Below are 19511 nucleotides of genomic sequence, written 5' to 3' on the forward strand. Positions count from 1 at the left end.
CGCCATATGAAGTTGCCTGTTCCTTGGCGTGCTGGGCACTGGTTATGACCTAAGCGCACCTGCAAATGCATGTTGCTGGAGCGCAGCAAAAAGCTCGTTAGATCGGTTTTCCTGACTTACCGCCTGCGCGCTCTGCCTTTCTAGCGATTTCTTGATCGTGACAAAACGGCGCTGATCTTCCAACGAGGGTAACGCAACCGGTAGTTCTTTGATGATTCCCATATTGAGCCCCGCCATGATTGCGCCTTTTGCTCGACTTTCAAGGTAGCTCCGGGCAATTGGATGCATCAGGAAGTACGAGTGCAAAAACTCCGGCTCGCAGCGCGTGCGGTCGAGCGAGATGCAGCAAAGATGCTTTGTATTAATCGCTGCTGGAACGTCGTCAGGTACCACAGCACATCGCCCACAGGTCCCCATGATGGTGATTAGTACGTCGCCTGGATTAACCCGATAGCGAGAGAGCTGAGAATATTTTTCTGCCGTAATGAATCTTGGCTTCGCCCATGTAAATTTATTGGATACGGCATTATCTATACCAAGGACAGCGATGCCGTGATCAACAAGCTCGCTATGCAGTAATTGACTGCCAAAGGGACCGGTCCGAATAGCACCCGCAGAAGGTGCAAGCTCAGCTACTGATGTGGTCGTACCGGTGCTGCCGCCGAACATTTCCAGAAATACGGATTGCAGCAGTTGATCGAGCTTGGCGATGGCTTCGCGGCGCTTGGCGCGCAGCGCGTCGGTTTTGTCCAAAATTGCCGCGATACGGCGCTGTTCGGGAAGTGGCGGGAGCGAAATTTCGATTTCACGCAGCGATTTAACAGATAAATGTTTAACCGTAACGAAAGGAGTCCGATCTTCAATTTCCTTTAGCGCCGATGGAAGAAAGCGCAGGAGGTAGCCCTGGTCCAGCCGCTCATCTGTTGCTTTAATTTTGCAGACACGTTGATTTAGGAGTGCCGGCCCACCGCGCCAGCATGCAAGATTGAACTGACCATCCATGCCTATTAACGCATCGCCGTTTTTGATCAGAAACTCCGATTTGTAGTCCCCGGAGTAATAAGTGTCCGAAGCACCTTCGACAACATCTCGAATCCTGATTAGTGGAAGCCCCTCGCCAGAATTATTGAATTGCTCAGATTTGAAGGCGAATCCACTTAATATCTCAGTCAACTCGCCAACGGGCGCGGTGAGAAGAGTCATTGCAGCATCCCCTCCAACTCATCCATCCCCCGCATAATCTCCGCCTCCAGCACCTTTAATTCAGCCAGAATTTTCTGCGGCGGCTCGTGCTGCACTTCTTCGTAGACCACTTGTTTGTAGCGATTGATCGACAGGTCGTAGTCGTTGCCAGCGATTTCCGCCTTGGGTACCAAGAAGCTCTGCTCGGTGCGGGTGCGGCCGGCTTCGTCGGCGCGGTTATGCCAACGGGCGATGATATCGGGCAGGTTGTTGCTGTCGTGTTTGTCGCTGGCCAGCTCGTTGCGCTTGTCGTCCAGCGAATAGCCGTCGGCCTGCATGTTGTAAAACCAGACGTTATCGGTGCCGCCGGAGTTGGTTTTGGTAAACAGCAAAATGGCGGTGGACACCCCGGCATAGGGGCGGAACACGCCCGAGGGCATAGAGACGATGCCGTCCAGCTTGTGCTCTTCCACCAACATCTGCCGCAGCGCTTTGTGCGCCTTACTGGAACCGAACAGCACGCCGTCCGGCACGATCACCGCCGCACGACCGCCGGCTTTCATCAGGCGCAGAAACAGGGCGAGAAACAACAATTCGGTTTTTTTGGTTTTGACGATTTGCTGCAAATCCTTGGCGCAGGCTTCGTAATCCAGGCTACCGGCAAACGGCGGGTTGGCCAGAATCAAGCTGAACTGCCCTTCTACCCCGGCATGACCTTCGCTGAGCGAGTCGCGGTTTTCAATCGCCGGGTTTTCCACGCCATGCAGCAGCATGTTCATGGAGCCGACGCGGAGCATGGTGCTGTCGAAGTCGAAGCCGTGGAAAGTGTCATGGTTAAAGCGTTTGGCGCTGACCGCGTCCTGGTACAGCTCGTGGCTGTGGTGGGTATTGAGGTACTCGGCAGCCGTCACCAGAAAACCAGCGGTACCGCAGGCCGGGTCGCAAATGGTGTCCGACGGCTTGGGCGCCATCATCTCGACCATCAGTTTGATGATGTGCCGTGGCGTGCGGAACTGACCGTTCTGCCCAGCGCTGGCGATTTTGCCGAGCATGTATTCGTAGAGGTCGCCCTTGGTGTCGCGGTCTTCCATGGGGATGGCGTCGAGCATGTCCACCACCTTGGCCAGCAACGCCGGGTTGGGGATGGTGAAGCGCGCATCCTTCATGTGCCCGGCGTAGGTGGACTCGCCATCCTCACCACCAAGCGACTTGATAAAGGGGAATACCTTGTCGGCGATCAGCGCGTACAAACTGGCCGGATCACCCAGCGCCTTGAACGCCGCCCAACGCAAATGCGCCTGGTAGGGACTGAAAATCGGATTATCAATCGGCTGCCCGGTGCGCGCAGCCTTGCGCTCTTTAACCGTCTGCAACTCGTCGAGGCGTTTGATAAAGAGCAGGTAGGTCATCTGCTCGATGACTTCCATGGGGTTGGAAATACCGCCGCTCCAGAACGCATTCCAGATCTGGTCAACTTGGGATTTGATGGCGCCTGTGATCACTACTGATAACTACCTGGATTGACTGATGGGTTTACTGCCCAGCGCAGCAACACTGCGAGCAATAGATCAAGCCGGGAACGCCGGCCTGATGAGGTGCGCGCAGTGTAACGATTAGCGGGTGAGGCTGTCAGGTACAACCGCGCGGACTACATTAAACGACGGCGTCCGATCATGGGTTGGGGGAGTGAGCATATCCATAAGGCGGCTCCGAGCAACCTGTCGGCATCTGCGATCAATCAAAACAGGGACCGAAACGTCGTGCCTATACGCTGAGCGTTCAGGTGTTGGCGACAGCGGCGACACCGGCGACAACCCGCGTAATACCTGGCCTGCAGCACGGCGACTGAGGTGGCGACTGTCGCCGTTGCAAGTCTCGCTCTTTGGGCCTTTCCGGCTAAGCCCATACGGGCGAGAAGGCTCCGCATTCTCACCCGCATGGGCTCACATTTAAAACCGACCAACGACCACTAGGCCATGGAAAGCCACCGACCTCCAAGATCTTCCAGCGCTACCGATTGGCGCAAGAATCTCCCCAAAAATGCTGTTGACCGCGAGCAAAACGAGCGCTAAACCAAAACCGTACAAGCGCTGTCCTCGACAGCACCCAAGTAGTCAGAACCTTTGAGGCTACGCCACATAGTGGTGGTTCACCCCAAGTGCGATTAGCGTCCGGCGGCTCGCACGGTCACAGCGATGTGACGGATGCCCACTATTCCAGAATGCCCACTGCGGCAACTCAGGCCTTCTCGTGGCTGCTCTGCAGCAACTTATCCGCTTGGCCATTTCTTGCGCCAACCTGCTGCCCGTCTCTTTGCCCCCTAAAGAGACGGGCGCATATCACACTGCTGCAGCCCTGCTCGAACGGGCCTTTGCGGCTTTCCCCCTCGTGACAATCGGCGTGACAAACACCGAATGCTCACTCGCAACAGCGATACCGATGACGGTGCCGCAGCCCAAGGAATGGACTGCACCTGACTGACAGTCAGGCATGCCCCGGTCATCACATCCGCTGCCTTCACCTGTCTCAGGATCTCGCGGCATTGGTCTCGTCAGCCAGTGCAGCCTCCACCCGCCCACCGCTATCGGTGTTCAGGAGGCCAGATCATGAGATGCCCAAGCTCCCGGTCGTAAAGAGCCGCCAGTCCCGCGTCAGTGGACAAACCTCACAGGTCGCAGGGGCCTTGATCCCTGATAACACTCAACAACCGTGGCGGGATGAGTGAGGACGAAGTCGATAATCCCAGGAGAATGGCGATGCAACTGTGCGAAGCGTTCGAGCCACCACAACCCTTGCTGGAATACCAGCAGGCGCCACTGCCCTACCCGGTCGAAGCACTCGGGGATCTGTTAGGTCCTGCGGTCGAACGACTGGCCGAGGTGATCGGGGTACCTTGCGCCATGGCGGCGCAATCGGTGCTGGCTACCACGGCCTTGGTGAGCCAGGGTCATGCCAATGTCCAACTCGACGGCCGAACCTATCCGCTATCCCTCTACCTCCTGACGGTGGCGTCCTCGGGTGATCGCAAAAGCGCGGTGGATCAGCAGGCACTGAAAGCAGCACGCGACTGGGAGCGACAGCAGTGGACCCTGTATGCGGAAAAGCTCAAAGCCTACCGCGCCGCTACCAGCATCATGACCAAACCCAAAACCTCAAAGAAACACGCGGAGACGGAAGGCGGTGAGCTATCCGAGCCGGTCCCGCCGAGATTGATCATTGCCGAGCCGACCATTGAGGCCCTGGTTAAAAGCCTGTGCCATGGCTTGCCCAGCATGGGCTTGTTCAATGATGAAGGTGGCCAATTCTTGGGCAGTAGCACCATGAGCAAAGAGAACCTGCTCAAGGCAATCACCACCTTGTCGATGCTGTGGGATGGCAGCCCGATCGACCGGGCACGCTCCATGGCTGGAGAAAGTCTGCGTGCCTATGACCGCCGCCTCAGCCTGCATCTGATGCTGCAGCCCTACCTGGCCAACCAGCTGTTCAAAGACCCGGTGATCAATGGCCAAGGCATCCTCGGCCGCTGCCTGATAAGTTGGCCCGAGCGCCTGGCCGGCCAGCGACTCTACAAGGCAATCGACCTGACCAGAGATACCAAAGTCCAGCGCTACCAACAACGGATCACCGCCCTGCTGCAAAAGCCCTGGTCGCTTCACAAGGATGGCTCACTCAATCCCGCCACGCTGGAGCTGACTCCCCGCGCCCGTCGTGCCTGGATCGATATTCACGACACCATCGAGTGCCAGTCTGGCGAGTTCGGCGAGCTGGCCGGCGTCCAGCCTGTCGCGAGCAAGGCCGCGGCGAATGTACTGCGTATCGCAGGCGTGCTGGCCATGGTTGAAGAGGCCAGAGCCTTGGACGAAGCACACATCCAGCGCGCCTCCACGCTGATGGATTACTACCTGGCCGAGATTCAGCGCCTGACCGAACAAGAGCCTGTCAATAGCCGGCGCGAGGAAGCGGATCGGCTGCTGCGCTGGCTGGTACAGAAAGGCTGGACCCACTTCACCGTCCGTGACGTCAATCGCAACGGTCCTCGTTTTGCCCGCAAGAGCGCTGACCATACCGCCTCTTTATTCGTCGAGCTGATCACTCATAGCTGGCTGAACAGCCGCGATGGAAGAACCTTCGAGGTCCGCCATGTTTCGCCTCAATGACGCTGTGCGCCGCTACCAAGCGCAACATCAACCGCAACCTGAATCACGGCGTGTCGCCGCCGCGGTCGCCACCTTGTCGCCATGCGCCAGGCCAGAAACGACGCGGGTTGTCGCCACTGTCGCCGCTGTCGCCACACCACCCCTGGAGCCTGCCAACCTCGCCCTGCTGATCGAGCAACTGCGCGAAGAAGGGGCAATGCTGCAACACCAGGAGAACGCCCTCCTGATCCGCCCGACACACTGGCAGCAAGTGGACAGGCTCAGCCCCCACTGGAAAGCCCTGCTGCGCTTTCTGCAAACAAACGAAAACGGTGAAGACGATGGCCTTGGTCGGTCGACGTGAGGGTCGCAACTTTGGTTACGGCCGCCAGCTGAGCTACGCCGGCCCACAAGCGCTCAAAGATTTGTTTGCCGGCGGCCACTTCGCCACGGTCAAAGCGCATTGCGATCGCTGGCAAGCGTTTGTGCGTTGGTGTCGGTCAGAGGACGGCCCCGGTTACAACGATGCGCGCCAGATCGATCGACAGACGCTGCACGACCACGCCGCGTATCTGCGCCAGCAGATCCAGCGAGGTGAACTCTGCATCGCGACCGCGCAGAACCGCCTGAGCAGCGTCAACCGCACCCTTGCGGCGCTGCGTGGTGATCAGGACGTGAAGATTGCCAGCCCGAGTAAGGCGTTAGGACAGAAGCGCTCGAGCTTACGCACCCGCGCGCCGGATGGCCAAGACCGCCAACAGGTGCGCCGAGTACTCGAGGCGCTGGGCGAACAGCAACACAAGCGGGTGGCCGCGATTGTACTGTTAGCGCGAGCAACCGGTATGCGCCTGCGCGAAGCGATTCTGGCTGACCTGCCACGCTTGCAGCGCGAAGCCGAGCACTTAGGCCGCATCAACATCCAGGACGGCACCAAAGGCGGCCGCTCAGGGGCTTCAGCGCCGCGATGGATTGTGGCCAATGAAGCGGTGAAAGTGGCGCTGCAGTTGGCTCGTAAGGCATCGCCGCCCCGCAGCCGCAACTTGCTGGCCCGAGACGAAAGCTACGCCGCGTTACTGCATCAGACCGTATTTCCCGCCCGCGAAATACTGCATGAACACGGGCTGAAGGGCTTCCATGAACTGCGAGCGGCCTACGCCTGCGAGCGTTACGAACAGCTCACTGGCCACGCCGCACCGGTCAATGGCGGTCACTGCTATCGCATTGACCGTGAACTTGATAGACAGGCGCGTCAGCAAGTCAGCCTTGAACTCGGGCATAACCGGATCGATGTGATGTCGGCCTACATTGGAGGTCGAGCGTGACCAAGCCCTTCGATATGGCGCTGTTCATGAGCGGCGTACTGACCGGCTCGAAGGCCACCCAGCAACGACACCTGCGCCAAGCCCGAATCATGCAGGCGGTCATTCAGCAGCGATGGCAGCGAGATAACCCTTGGACCTGGCAACTCAAGCATGTGCGCTGGTTTCTCACTCAGCACCTGAAAGACCATTCCGACGCCACCCGGTATTACTATCGACTCACCGTCCTATTGGTTTGGAAGCAATTAGGGAATGACCGAGAAATGCTGATCTAACGCTCGAATCGTGGATAGACAACCCTCCAGGCTCGCTTACCCGCCTTCATCTATCTCAGCGTGGATGTTCTCTTGCGGAGAAACCTGCTCGAAAAACACCGCCGCAATGGCAAAAAAACAACCCAAACCGGTTAGTCATGACAGGCCGAAAACGGCCGAGGCGGTGTAAAAACACTTTCGTGCAGATGCAGCAATCAAAATCGGCGCGAATATCACGCTCCTATGCAAAATCCAGGTCAGCTGACTAACCGAACGCGCCTGCCATTTAACGTAGAAGCGAGGAGTTGAAAGCGACGTTTGCATTTTTACACAGCCTGGGCCAGAAAAAGGCATTCAGGTACACAACCAGGGCCCGATTCACTAAGCTGTATAGCCTCATGCAATTTTGACAATTTCTCTTTAGCAATCGGTCTCGATTGGGCTAATTGCGGACATGGATTGATTGCCTACAAGCTGTATCGCACACTTCAAGGAGTAAAGGAGTGGTTCTGAAGAAGGATGTAGGGATGCGGGGCATACCAGATGCATTGCTGTCGCCCAATCTCAGAAAGGGAGCCTCGACAGCTCAAAGGCCGAAAAAATGAAGCCATTCGACATCATCGAAGGGGCGATGGTCCGCGAGCACCCAAAATTTTACGTCCTTGGTTGTTTCGACAGCCGCATCACCTTCTACTCGCAACAGGTACGCGCATTGTCCTTGGTGCATGCTCTGTACCATCAAGGCTATTTGAAGGATGCACCGCGGATCGCCGTCATCGGTGCAGGCGCAGCTGGCGTCACCGCAGCAGCAGCGGCAGCGCTCGTATGTAATAACGCAAGGGTCGTCCTTTTTGAAGCCTCTCAGGATCTGGTGCCACTTCAAATCGGGACTGACCGACGAAAACTGGATCCGTACATTTACGATTGGCCGCAACTCGACACGGTCGATACGGTCGCCAACCTCCCAATACTTGAGTGGATGGCCGGGCCAGCTCAAGCTGTGAGGCGGGAGGTTGTGCTCGCATTTGGAGATATTGCCGCCCGTGTGGATGGACGGCTCGAACAGCGGACTCGTCATTCAGTCAAACAAATCCGCAAACTCGAAGCGACTTACGAAGTCATCTACGACCGACTGGACAACATACCCGGCGCTGGCCCTGAGCAAAATCTCCGTGATCGTTTCGATATTGTCTTCTTAGCTGTCGGGTTCGGAGTCGAACCCCAGGAAACTATTCTGGGCATAGCCGATAATAGCTACTGGTCTAATGCAGGGGTGCCTCCACCTGAGTTCGCTGCGCGCCCCAGACCACGCTTTTTCATCAGCGGAAATGGCGATGGGGGATTAATTGATTTCGTTGCCGCCGCTTCAAGCGATTTCGACCACGGGGCAATGATCCGCCTGATAACAGGACATGCCGGAATTGCGGAGATCACCAGAGCGCTAATCGACATCGACATCCGGGCGAGAAAAGCTCAAGTAGGCGGCATGCCGTTTGACATATTCACTGCCTACGAGGCAGAAATTCTAGCGCGTATCGAGGCCATTGGTCTTGTTGCTGCAGTCGCTGAACGCCTCCGACCAGGGGTTCAGCTAACACTTCAGACACGTAACGCCGAAATTTTCACACCAAACACATCCGCGCTCAATCGCCTTGCTGTCTTTGCAACGATCAAAGCCTGCGAGACCACTCTGCATTGCAAATTCACCCACGTTCACTGTATGCAAGTGAAACGAGTGATGGACCCCGCCCCTGCCGCTGGCCAAGCAACCTATTTATTGGACTGCGACGGAACTCAAGTGGAGGCAGACGAGGTAATCATCCGTCGCGGTCCAAAGCGGGCCGAAGTCCGGCAGCCTTTCCTCGACCTGCTGGCTAACTATGAAATCACACATGGTGAGTGGCTGAATCGGCATGGGGAAGAAACGCTCGTCCCAACCTTATCGAGCGAAGCTAGGCTTTTCTACGAAGAGCGAGCCAAGCTGGCAAACATCCCGCTTTCGCGCCGAAATCAACTACAGGCAGTCGACAATCTTCCTGTAACTTTCCAGTTGCGCTCCGTTGGCGACAGGATCAAGTGGTCGGGAGGTCTCGCCAAAGAGAGCATTGCCGAACCGTGGGATTCAGATCGCCCCTACAAAGTGATCCTGCCAGACCAGCCAAATGCACTGGGCCCTGTTACTGGAGCAATTTTGCGCATGGCTTGCCATGTTCGACAGGTAACCCTATACGCCGATCCTGCCCACTGGCAAGGCCTTGTGTGCCAACTGAGCGGCGACTCGATACACGCTGAAGGCATGAACACGCCTGTGATCGATGGTACAAATCCTGGCGGTGCAACACAGAATTCTGTGGAGTATCCAGCTGAGCGCCTGGCGCGCCAGCTTCACGGCACTCTTGACCAGTGGATGCTCAAGAACTTGCATCAACATGTGGATGAATTTTTACGGACAGGTCGTGATCCAGGGCGCTCTGTAGGATTGACCATAGCGCCCGACTTGCGAGGAATGATGGCTGATGTTTGGGGCCGCTGGTTAGACGCCTTCGAAGATGACCTCAAATTGCTCAATCACTTCCTTCGGCTGATGGTCTGTGCCATCGATGATGAAAATGATTCTGATATCGCATTGGTCCTAGTTGGCCCGAAAAAACTACCTGCAATCATTCGGGGCACCGTTGTATCACTGGCAATCGCCTCGTCATGGCAGACTACTGCGCCTAAGCGCATTCGTCCTGGAAATCTACATCGAGAGCGAAACGGCACAACTGAATGGGCCGGGCACGGTTGTGCCGCCGATATGATCAATGGCAAGGCGATGTCTCTGTGTGCCGGCAGCTACATGTGGCAGACCAACTTCGTTATCCTTTCAGTAACAGGGGCATTGGAGGTAGCTGAACGAGCGGAAATACCCTTCTCGCAAGTCGAGGTAGATCAGCCAGCATTCACGGAATCGGCCGGATGTGGTCCCGTGGTGATGTGGATCAGTTCCGCGTTCACCAATGCCGTCGCGACTGGCGCCAACGCCCTTGCGGCACTATTGGCTGATATCGAGAGCCAGCATTTCACCCGACTTACGACCGCAATCCTGAAGTTGGAGGAACGCGCATGAGTGAAGCAACAATGTCTCCATCCCTGCGAGATTTCGCCGAGCGCCTCCGGGAAACGGCCAGAGAGATCGCACTCAATGTGCAAGATCGGCCAGAACTTACGAGCACAGTTTTCAGCGGAGAGCACGCGGCTTCAACAACTCTGAGCCCCGCTGATTTACCGGCAGAAAGTCTTGCGCTCGGAATTGGTCGCTATACCGTCCTAATTGGTTTGTTGCCAGACGTTCCAACGCCCGAGACCGTCCGCGAATCACTAAGGCGCTATCGCAATCAATGTGTGGTTGCACGCTCGTACCTAAGCGCACACCAGAGCCTCGACTTGCAGATGATTTTACTGGGCCCGCGCGGCAGCGAGGGGCAAGACGAGTGGGAGGCACTGGCACTGATGGTCGAGCGTGACGATCGGGTCGCGCGTAAGCTCGCCTGGCTACGACCAGAGCCCCCCCAATTTGACACGCAAAGCTACAACGTATTCGTCAAGCGCACGTTCCTCGCCCGGCCATGGAATAAAGTCGGTGAATTCGAGGATGTAGCTCTTGACCAACTAAGCGAGACCGCTGCGATCGGTGAGGAGTCTCTATGCTCCACAACTGACGAATGGGAACGCATCGTACTTGATGCTGGCGACAAGACACCCGACGAGATTGTGGCGTCGCTTGTAAAAGCATGGGAAATGAGGGGCAAGGAATGAGCGGCATCTATCTCTCACGTATCCGCATTCAGGATTTCCGAACCTTCGGCTGCTTTGACGTCGATATTCCCGCAGCGCCTGGACTGGTTCTGTTAACTGGCACTAACGGCCTCGGTAAGAGCAGTTTCTTCGACGCAATCGAATGGGGCTTGACCGGTGCTGTCCGTCGCTTCGCACCCTACGTCGAAAAGGGTAAATTCCGCGAAGGAGATTATTTGACGCGGCGAGGTGTTGAGGCTGGTTTACATGAGGTAAAGCTGACTTTCTCGAACGGCAACCCAATCGAGCGCAATGCCAATCACGCAACACCAATGTCATCAATCATTGCACAGCTCGCCCAATCCGATCGGCTGGCTATAAACGATCTCGGCACCTATTTGGCGCTTACCCACTTTCTAGGGCAGGCCGCGCATCAGCGCTTCACCAGTCGTGACCCAAAAGATCAGTGGCAAGCGCTTAAAGGTCCCAGTGGAATCGAGAGACTCGAGCAAGTTCGGTCGGGCCTCCGAGGTCGCACTACGACCAATGCTTTTACACGTCGGATTGATGACGAAACGTCAGCGATCACGAAGATCGAGAAGCAGATCGCCGAATGGCAAGGTTGGCAGGCTCGCCTCGATCGGTTTCGACAGGCAGCCCGCGCTGCCGGTAATCTGACAACAGAGGAGGTCACGGCACGAGTCAAAGCGCTTGAATCCGAACTCGATAACTTATTGCAGGGCCCTGCACTAACAATCTCAGGAGAAACGCTCAGTCAGCGTCTTACAGGACTCGGAAACAAACTCGCACAAGCTCTTCTGAACTTTACTGAAAGAGAAGCAAAAATTGAGAGCCTGTCGGATACCGTCGGGCTGTTCATCACAGCCAATGTAAATGCTCGGACGGATCATCCTGTAATGGTGCGTACGCGCCAAGAGTTCGACGACGCAAGTACAGCCATGGCTGCCGCTACCCTCGATGCCCAAGTTGCAGATGCCGCCGTAACGGCGCAACAAGCTGCAATTGGAACAATTGAGCACAATGTTACCCTCTTGGAATTAGCTCGAGCGGATCTCAATCGACAGATCGAACTGACCAACCAAATCGGTAGGGTACAGGACGAGCTTTCAGGTGTTTCGGCTGCCATTGTCGAACGGAGCGTTGCTCTCGCCGAAGCCGAATCTGCCGTGCGCAAGCACACCGACGGTGCCGTCGAGGTTGAACGCCTTCGAAACATCGCGCAGCGAGCATCGGAGCTCGTCGAGTCCCATGCCACGCTACTCAATCTCGAATCTGCTTTGTCGAGAGACACTTCTGCTTTGGAGTCAGCTTGGCAAGACGCGTCTGTTGCACAGATGGAACTAGAGCCAATCTTGCTGGAGCGGAATGTCCTCAGTGAGCAAATCAACCAAGCGCTTGCGGCTCAAGTCGAAGCGGAGCGACATGTCAGCGCGATTGTTGCCGCAGTCGCCACGATTGCCAGTCATATCCATGACGATGACACCAATTGTCCGGTATGCAGTACACCGTTCCCATCTGGTGAGCTGAAGCTTCTTGCTAATGAAGCAGCTAGATCCATAGATACTCGACTTGCTGAAGCCGCTGCCGAAATTGAACGGCTGCATTCTGAAGCTGCAGCCCTGGATGCACAGATTGACGAGTTACAGGCCATCGTCGATTCACCTGCACATCTCGAATGGGACTTGGAGAGTATTCGCGATACCGAGACGACGACGCGAACCACTTTGGCTCGCGAGCTCAACATCGATCTAGTCGATCTAAATGAAGATGTCGAGCTCGGCTCGATTGCAAAATCTCGAGAGCAATCCGCCAGATTGGCTTTGACGGAAGCAGCAACTGCCCTGCAGCTTCTCGCTGCACCAGCAGCCGCTGGTAAAGCGCAGCGCAACAGTATCACCAGGGAACTCGAAGAGAAAAAAGCACAGGCCATACAAATATCGTCACGTCTCAGTGCATTACGCTCTGAGGATCAGGCATGCATTGAGCGGATCACCGTACGTGGCATGCAGGGTGAGTCAATCGATAGTTTGAACACACGACTTTCTGCACAGCGGAGATCGTTTGAGGCAGCACGTAGCCAGTTGGCTCTACTATTAGATGAAACAGTAACCACGAAAGCTAAGATTGAAAACCTCCGGGAAGCACTATCCACCGCTGAGCGTGCGCTGGTAGAGGCAGAGTGCGCGCGCGTAAACGCCGAGGCTACTGCGCACGAAACTGCGCACCGCTGGACTAAGTGTGGGCTTGATGGAACGCCGAGCCTGGCTGGTCTAGACAAGAACCTGGGTGTCGCGAGAGCAGGTACGGCCACTGTACGAGTATTAAGCGATCGTTTGCAGGCGCTTACCCATGCCAATCAGGACGTGCTTTTGCAGGAGGAAATCAGCCAAGTGATCGAAGCTATGCGTGTTGTGGGTGGTGAAGCCGGTCTCGCAGATCCTGAATCATATCTTGCCAAACTCAGAGCGGAAGAAGCAGTTGCTCGCACAGCGGTCAATCTCACCATTGACGCACGCAAAGCAGTAATGCGCTTTACTGAACAGCTTAAAAAGCGCGCAGAGGACTACTCGACTCAGGTATTGGCCCCACTCAACAGTGTCATCGACGATTTCAATGACGCTATGTTGAGTACTCCTGGAGAGTCGATCCAGTTCAGAGCGGAACACCGTGTCGATACAACGAGTTTCGGTATGTCACTGCGATCTCGGGAACAGGTCGAAGCAGCGCTCGAGCGGCAAAAAGACCTACCACCGCAAGTGGTATTGAGCGAAGGTCAGCTTGCTGCGAATGGCTTCAGTATTTTGTGTGCAGCCAGTATCGCCTATCCGTGGTCGCGCTGGCGAGCACTGCTGCTCGACGACCCGCTGCAGCACAACGACATCATTCATACTGCCGCTTTCGTGGACGTAATGCGCAATATGGTCGAGTCGCAAGGCTACCAGCTCATCATGTCCAGCCATGATCGGGCGGAAAGTGAGTTCATCGCTCGCAAGTTCGAGGCTGCGGGTCTAGCGTGCTCAAAGATTGCCTTAATGGCGCCTTCGGACAAAGGGGTAGTTTACGAGGGCCCCGAACATAACCAGGCTGCGAAGCGCATTATTCAAAAGCAGGCTGGCAACGCACAATTATCTGCCTAATGCGTACAACATTGCGAAAATCGCTTCTTCCGGTTGTGGATTTAACCAATCGACGCAACAGATTGGTTAAATCCACAGTCGATAGTGGTTGTCTCATGATGTCTGCTTCTGGCCGTTCGCTATCCTCCAGAGGCCGCCTTGGGCAGTTCACTACCAATCATGGTTACGAAGCGTGCAGGTCAGATCGAATGCAAACGGGTGCTCAAATGGAGTGCAGTATTCCAATTGGTATTCCAGCCAAAAATAAAAATAGTTATTAATTTTATAAATCAATAAGTTATTGAACGAATTCAAATTACCCCGGCCCACCAATTCATCATCTAAAGACGTCCACAGACGTCTTTTTTCACCTTAAACCCAACAAAATCAAATCCTTCTAGGCCATCAGTACCCCTAGACATCCGACCCACCCCACATTACCGGGTACTCCAAATGGTACCAGTGGTCATTTTTGGAACACCAATTAACGCCATGGAACACCTCACGTGCGCCCAAGCCCCCGCCTCTCTGACCGCCAGCTCAAAGCGGTGAAACCGAAAGACACGGACTATCTCTGCGCCAAGACGCAGCGCGCGGGTGATTTGGCGACCATTAGCCCAAGGCCAGAATCTTCCATTTTTAAACTCATGCACCGGTTTTCGGGGCAGTTGGGTCAAGATTATTCAGAGACTTCAAAAACGGCCTTCTGCTTCAACATGGCCAACAACCTTTCAGCGGCAACTGACAGTTGCCGACCCGCTCGGACCATCAGGTGTGCCTCGGCACTTTCGAATACTTCGCTGCGGGTCCTGAGCGCTACAAGCGTACCTTCCGCGATTTCATTGGCTACTGCGTGTGAGGACAGGAAGGTCACCCCGAGATGGGCTTTTACATAGCTCTTGAGGGTGGCGATTGAGTTGGTGACCAGATTGGATTCGAATTGAATGCGATCGTGGAATTGCGCCAGCTTAACCAGATTGCTTAAGCCAAAGCCGTTGGACATCAAGCCCACCGGATAGGGGCAAACATCACTCAATGCCAGTGGCTGCTGCTTCTCGGTGAGGGGATGGCCGGGCCAGGTGATGACGCACATTGGCTGTTTGCGCAACATGACCGTACGCACGGCGGGATCGATAGGCGGACGGTAGGCCAAGCCGATGTGAGCCTGATCACTTGCCAGCATCCGCACGGTGTCGACGGCATTGGCGAACTCCAGCGTAACCACCAGCTTGGGGTGCTGCTGGCTGAAGTCCTGAAGCACCCAGCGGACTAATTCCTCGCGGAAACCCTCGCCCGCAACAATGTGAATCTCACCTCTCTCCAGACCCTTGAGTTCGGAAATCTGAGTCAGCAGCAATGCTTCGCTTGATCGCCGCTCACGACAATGGTTGATCACCAGTTTGGCAGCTTCCGTAGGGACGATACCCCTGCCGTGGCGCTGTAGGAGTTGCACCCCCAACTCGCTTTCCAACTGGTGGATTTGCCGGCTGACAACTGAGGGCTCGATATTCAGACGATCCGCTGCGCCTCGGATCGAGCCGGCTTCTGCGACCTCTGAAAAATAGTGAAGTCGCCGTTCATTAAGGCCGATTTTTTGCAATTAGGGCTCTCCTGTCTGTTGACTTAAAGTCAACACTCGCAAGCGAAGATCGCTATTGTTTGAAGTTTCTGCGCTCCCCATACTTTCTGTCAATTGGGCGATGCCAAGCTCATTTAATCGACACAATAAAAAAAATGCGGAACTTGTGAGGACTTCACTATGGCTCAGGCCGCAATACTGATTACACCGACCTCCCCCGATGACCTCGCCCTACGCAAGATGTATCGCAAAATCAGTTGGCGCCTATTGCCCTTTCTGTTGTTGTGCTATGTCCTCGCCTATTTAGATCGGGTCAATATCAGTTACGCCAAGATTGCGATGCAGCAGGAATTCGGTCTGACTGATGCAGCTTATGGATTGGCGGCAGGGATTTTCTTTATCGGTTATGTAATGTTCGAAGTGCCGAGCAATCTCTGGCTGGCGCGGGTAGGAATACGTAAGACGCTCAGTCGCATCATGTTGTTGTGGGGGGTGGCTTCAACCTCGATGCTGTTTGTCCATGACAGCACTACCTTTTATGTCCTGCGGTTTTTTCTAGGGGTGTTTGAGGCTGGATTTGCTCCGGGCATGATCCTCTATCTGACCTTCTGGTTTTCAGGTAAGCGTCGCGCTCAAGTAATGGCGTGCGTCCTGTTGGCAGGGCCAGTCTCGAACGTCATCGGTGGACCATTGTCGACCTGGATTATGGGGACTTTCGCCGACATTCATGGTTTGGCGGGATGGCAGTGGATGTTCATCCTCGAAGGGGCGCCTTGCATTCTTTTGGGTATCGCGGCGTTCTTCTTTTTGAGTGACTCGCCGGAACAGGCCCAATGGCTGAGCAAAGAAGAAAAACGGCTGCTGGCGAATGATCTGGAGCAGGTGCAGGCGTCAAAACAACATACGTTCGCTGCAGCCTTGAAAGACTGGCGAATTTACCTGATGGCCCTCATTTACTTCTGTCTGATCTGCGGTCTGTATACCGTCAGTTTCTGGCTGCCGAGCATACTGCGGGACGCTGGCGTAAAGAATATTTTCGAGATCGGGCTCTATTCAATGATCCCTTACAGCGCCGCCATTTTCGCGATGCTGATCAATGCTCGGAGTTCCGACCGCCTGGGCGAGCGCCGCTGGCACGGCGCAGTACCCGCCTTTCTGGGCGCAATAGGCTTAGTGCTGACCGGTTTCAGTTCCGGCAACCTGACGTTGGCGCTGTGCAGTATTACCCTCGCAACGCTATCCACATACTCGGCCTATGCCGTGTTCTGGGCTGTGCCCTCCAGCTACCTCAAAGGTACTGCCGCCGCTGGAGGCATAGCCCTGATCAACAGCATCGGTGCCTTCGGTGGCTTTGTCAGTCCTTCCATCATCGGTGCTCTGAAGACCTTCACCGGCTCGTTCGCTGCAGGGATGGCCGTAATGGCCGTCCTTTTAGTGATCGGCGGTCTTTGCACGTTGGCACTGCGTTTACCGGCCCAGGCTCAACCGTAGGAGCCGGGGATGCGTCCCAACTGACGGCACTCCTGCACTCCATTATTCACCGCTAGGAACTCACTGTGATGAAGACTGAACCTCACTACTGCAAAGTCGATGATTTACGCCCTCAAGCTGAGGAGCTGACACGTATTCGCCGCCATATTCACCAGCATCCGGAAATGGCCTACGAGGAGTTTCAAACCGCCAAACTCGTTGCAGAGCGCTTACGGGCCTGGGGGTTCAGCGTAACCGAAGGCGTTGGTGAGACCGGTGTGGTAGGCAGCCTGACGGTAGGCGCCGGCAAGAACATTGGCATACGAGCAGACATGGATGCTCTGCCGTTGACCGAGCAGACCGGCTTGCCTTACGCCAGTGTCCATCAGGGAAAAATGCATGCCTGCGGCCACGACGGCCATACCACCATGCTGCTTGGGGCCGCTGAATATCTGGCGCGCACACGAAACTTCCGCGGAACGGTGCACCTCTATTTTCAACCCGCAGAGGAGAAGGGCTTCGATAGCGGTGCGCAACGCATGGTAAATGATGGCTTGTTCGAACGCTTTCCCTGTGATGCCGTGTTCGGAATGCACAACCACCCCGGCGAGGCTCCGGGCACCTTCCTGTTTAGAAGCGGACCGTTCATGTCGGCGAGCGACAAGGTCGCGATTACCATTCATGGTCTCGGAGGCCATGCGGCTCGCCCACACCTTACGGTAGATCCGGTTGTGGTGGCGTCCAGCATTGTCATGTCGCTGCAGACCATTGTCGCGCGCAATATCAACCCTGTTGAACCCGCTGTAGTCACGGTCGGCTTGCTTCAGGCGGGGGTTGCTAACAATGTGATTTCCAGCAGTGCCTACCTTGAGCTGAGCATCCGCTCGTTCAGCAAGCGGGTCCGTAGCCAGTTGAAAGAGCGCATCGAAGCACTGGTCCACGCCCAAGCAAACAGCTATGGAGCAACGGCCACGATCGACTATATGGAAGGTTACCCGGTGATCGACAACGACCGAGCGCAAACCGAATTTGCTCTGCAAGTAGCACGGGAACTGGTGGGTGATGAGCATGTGATTGCCCATGCCGATCAGCTCATGTCCAGCGAGGACTTCGCTTACATGCTTGAGCAGCGGCCAGGTTGTTTTTTACGCCTGGGCAATGGCGTTGGCGAAGATGGTTGTATGGTTCATAACCCGGCCTACGATTTCAATGACAAAAACTTGCCAATCGGTGCTGCCTACTGGGCGCGCCTAGTGGAACGGTATCTAAACTAAAGCAAAAAACCAGCCCCTCGTCTTGGGCGATCCAGACTCGCCCAAGCCCGGTAAATCTATAGCAAGTCGCCGCTGCAGCTTAAATCACGTATTCATGCTGTTCACTCGTTGTAATGCGTTGGAAGCTTGAGCATGCAGCGCAATGCTGCCCACACATCAATGACCAGCGACCACTTGGCTGGACTGCCTGTCACCTTGCGCAAAGCCGTGGACCCGCGCTCTAGATGCAATGACCAGACTGAGGAGTAGCAGTATCAATAACACCCAGGGAAAGGAACCCACTCCCCACTGGCCGAGTAACACGCCACCCAAGAGTCCCCCGCCAGCGACAGCGCTGTTCCAGACGACGACGTTCATGGAGAGAGCAACATCGGCGCCCTTGCCTGCGGCGTCGGCAAGCGCAGTTTGTAGAAGCGTCGCGGCGCCACCAAAGGTCAGGCCCCAGATAAAAACACCTAGATAAATCGCCACGGCAGAGCCTGAAAACAAGCCGAAGAAAACCGAAACGGCTGCGAAGGTTGCGAGACTGGCCAACACTGTCTTGCGCAGATGCCGATCAACCAGCCGCCCCGTTATCCAGATGCCCGCCAAAGCGGCAACACCAAATACCAGCAGAACCAAACCAACCTCATCGGCCAACCCAGCCCTGGAAACAAACGGCGCGACGTAGGTATAAAGAATGTTGTGAGCCAGCATCCAGGTGAAGACGACCCCCAGCACCGAACGTACGCCAGGTGTGAAAAAGACCTGACGCAACGCCATGCGCTGTGAGGAGGATTGGCCAGGGTAGTCCGGCACCTTGATCAGCACCCAGACAATCAACAGCAAGGTCATCCCGGACATCAATCCGAACGCCATGCGCCAGCCCATGAATCCCCCCAGCCAGGTTCCCAAAGGCACGCCCAGCGACAATGCGATGGGCGTTCCCACCATCGCGACTGCCAATGCGCGTCCCTGCAATTGTGGAGCAACCATCCGTCGCGCATAGCCCGCAATGAGGCTCCAGGCCAGCCCCGCAGAAACGCCGGCAAAAAACCGCGCAATCAAAGTAAGCCAATAGTGGGAAGACAGCGCCGTGAGGGTATTGAATACCAGGAAGCCGACAACTGTTAGCAGCAACACCGTCCTGCGGCGCCAGCTTTGCGTGGCAATAGTCAGCGGAATTGCTGCCAGCAGTGACCCCAAGGCATAAACGGTCACCATCTGCCCAGCCAAAGATGCCGAAATACCAAGCCCGCTGCTGATCTCGGGCAACAAACCCGCGGGCAATGTCTCAGTCACAATGCAAATGAAACCTGTCATCGCCAGTGCCAGTAATGCTCCAAGCGGAAGTTTCCCGCTCTGCGGCTCATCTGTAGTCATTCGATCACTCCCACTAATATA

General features: G+C 55.7%; 13 protein-coding genes and 1 pseudogene. 10 read left to right on the forward strand and 4 right to left on the reverse strand.

The window, feature by feature from the left end; genetic code table 11:
* Nucleotides 1–42 precede the first annotated feature (42 nt).
* Nucleotides 43–1203, reverse strand: a complete 1161-nt coding sequence (locus tag C8K66_RS16955; RefSeq protein ID WP_108525447.1) for a restriction endonuclease subunit S — start codon at nucleotides 1201–1203, stop codon at nucleotides 43–45.
* Nucleotides 1200–2684 (reverse strand): class I SAM-dependent DNA methyltransferase, encoded by a 1485-nt coding sequence (locus C8K66_RS16960; RefSeq protein ID WP_108525449.1) that lies wholly within the window; start codon nucleotides 2682–2684, stop codon nucleotides 1200–1202. Before C8K66_RS16960 ends, C8K66_RS16955 begins: the two co-directional genes overlap by 4 nt.
* Nucleotides 2685–2816: 132 nt before the next feature.
* Here C8K66_RS16960 and C8K66_RS31330 point away from each other — a divergent pair.
* From C8K66_RS31330 to C8K66_RS17005, 8 genes and pseudogenes are all read left to right on the forward strand, one after another.
* Nucleotides 2817–2957, forward strand: a pseudogene (locus C8K66_RS31330) (integrase); the annotation flags it as partial.
* A 981-nt stretch (nucleotides 2958–3938) separates the two neighbouring features.
* Entirely contained in the window at nucleotides 3939–5339 is a 1401-nt protein-coding gene (locus C8K66_RS16975) for a YfjI family protein (RefSeq protein WP_108525453.1), read from the forward strand.
* Complete coding sequence (locus C8K66_RS16980; RefSeq protein ID WP_108525455.1) at nucleotides 5323–5682, forward strand: hypothetical protein; 360 nt, start codon at nucleotides 5323–5325, stop codon at nucleotides 5680–5682. Before C8K66_RS16975 ends, C8K66_RS16980 begins: the two co-directional genes overlap by 17 nt.
* Nucleotides 5660–6640: an integrase domain-containing protein gene (locus C8K66_RS16985; RefSeq protein ID WP_108525457.1), complete on the forward strand. Its 981-nt coding sequence runs from the start codon at nucleotides 5660–5662 to the stop codon at nucleotides 6638–6640. Before C8K66_RS16980 ends, C8K66_RS16985 begins: the two co-directional genes overlap by 23 nt.
* Nucleotides 6637–6912, forward strand: coding sequence for a hypothetical protein (locus C8K66_RS16990; protein ID WP_108525459.1), 276 nt, complete (start codon nucleotides 6637–6639; stop codon nucleotides 6910–6912). The genes C8K66_RS16985 and C8K66_RS16990 overlap by 4 nt, the downstream gene beginning before the upstream one ends.
* Before the next feature lie 580 nt (nucleotides 6913–7492).
* A complete protein-coding gene (locus tag C8K66_RS16995; RefSeq protein WP_108525461.1) occupies nucleotides 7493–10000 on the forward strand; it encodes an ABC-three component system protein in 2508 nt (835 codons plus the stop codon).
* Nucleotides 9997–10689 (forward strand): ABC-three component system middle component 1, encoded by a 693-nt coding sequence (locus C8K66_RS17000; protein WP_108525463.1) that lies wholly within the window; start codon nucleotides 9997–9999, stop codon nucleotides 10687–10689. Before C8K66_RS16995 ends, C8K66_RS17000 begins: the two co-directional genes overlap by 4 nt.
* The gene (locus C8K66_RS17005; protein WP_158276050.1) at nucleotides 10686–13826 is read left to right on the forward strand and encodes an AAA family ATPase; all 3141 of its coding nucleotides are present in this window, start codon (nucleotides 10686–10688) and stop codon (nucleotides 13824–13826) included. The genes C8K66_RS17000 and C8K66_RS17005 overlap by 4 nt, the downstream gene beginning before the upstream one ends.
* A 658-nt stretch (nucleotides 13827–14484) precedes the next feature.
* On the opposite strand, the gene C8K66_RS17010 is transcribed toward C8K66_RS17005, so the two are convergent.
* A complete protein-coding gene (locus C8K66_RS17010; protein WP_046382026.1) occupies nucleotides 14485–15405 on the reverse strand; it encodes a LysR family transcriptional regulator in 921 nt (306 codons plus the stop codon).
* Nucleotides 15406–15564: 159 nt separating this feature from the next.
* On the opposite strand from C8K66_RS17010, the gene C8K66_RS17015 reads away from it, so the two are divergent.
* Nucleotides 15565–16875: an MFS transporter gene (locus tag C8K66_RS17015; RefSeq protein WP_108525467.1), complete on the forward strand. Its 1311-nt coding sequence runs from the start codon at nucleotides 15565–15567 to the stop codon at nucleotides 16873–16875.
* 68 nt (nucleotides 16876–16943) lie between these two features.
* Nucleotides 16944–18128, forward strand: coding sequence for a M20 aminoacylase family protein (locus C8K66_RS17020; protein ID WP_108525469.1), 1185 nt, complete (start codon nucleotides 16944–16946; stop codon nucleotides 18126–18128).
* Nucleotides 18129–18284: 156 nt separating this feature from the next.
* Here C8K66_RS17020 and C8K66_RS17025 read toward each other — a convergent pair whose 3' ends face one another.
* A complete protein-coding gene (locus C8K66_RS17025) occupies nucleotides 18285–19490 on the reverse strand; it encodes an MFS transporter (protein ID WP_046382023.1) in 1206 nt (401 codons plus the stop codon).
* Nucleotides 19491–19511: the final 21 nt, after the last annotated feature.

The organism is Pseudomonas sp. GV105 (assembly GCF_003058185.1).
GTDB lineage: Bacteria > Pseudomonadota > Gammaproteobacteria > Pseudomonadales > Pseudomonadaceae > Aquipseudomonas > Aquipseudomonas veronii.

Bases quoted from the DNA above. Each gene is read 5' to 3' on its own strand.
- C8K66_RS16955 (WP_108525447.1), bottom strand. From the start codon at position 1,203: ATGACTCTTCTCACCGCGCCCGTTGGCGAGTTGACTGAGATATTAAGT.
- C8K66_RS16980 (WP_108525455.1), top strand. From the start codon at position 5,323: ATGTTTCGCCTCAATGACGCTGTGCGCCGCTACCAAGCGCAACATCAA.
- C8K66_RS17015 (WP_108525467.1), top strand. From the start codon at position 15,565: ATGGCTCAGGCCGCAATACTGATTACACCGACCTCCCCCGATGACCTC.
- C8K66_RS17020 (WP_108525469.1), top strand. From the start codon at position 16,944: ATGAAGACTGAACCTCACTACTGCAAAGTCGATGATTTACGCCCTCAA.
- C8K66_RS17000 (WP_108525463.1), top strand. From the start codon at position 9,997: ATGAGTGAAGCAACAATGTCTCCATCCCTGCGAGATTTCGCCGAGCGC.
- C8K66_RS17025 (WP_046382023.1), bottom strand. From the start codon at position 19,490: ATGACTACAGATGAGCCGCAGAGCGGGAAACTTCCGCTTGGAGCATTA.
- C8K66_RS16985 (WP_108525457.1), top strand. From the start codon at position 5,660: ATGGCCTTGGTCGGTCGACGTGAGGGTCGCAACTTTGGTTACGGCCGC.
- C8K66_RS17005 (WP_158276050.1), top strand. From the start codon at position 10,686: ATGAGCGGCATCTATCTCTCACGTATCCGCATTCAGGATTTCCGAACC.
- C8K66_RS16995 (WP_108525461.1), top strand. From the start codon at position 7,493: ATGAAGCCATTCGACATCATCGAAGGGGCGATGGTCCGCGAGCACCCA.
- C8K66_RS16975 (WP_108525453.1), top strand. From the start codon at position 3,939: ATGCAACTGTGCGAAGCGTTCGAGCCACCACAACCCTTGCTGGAATAC.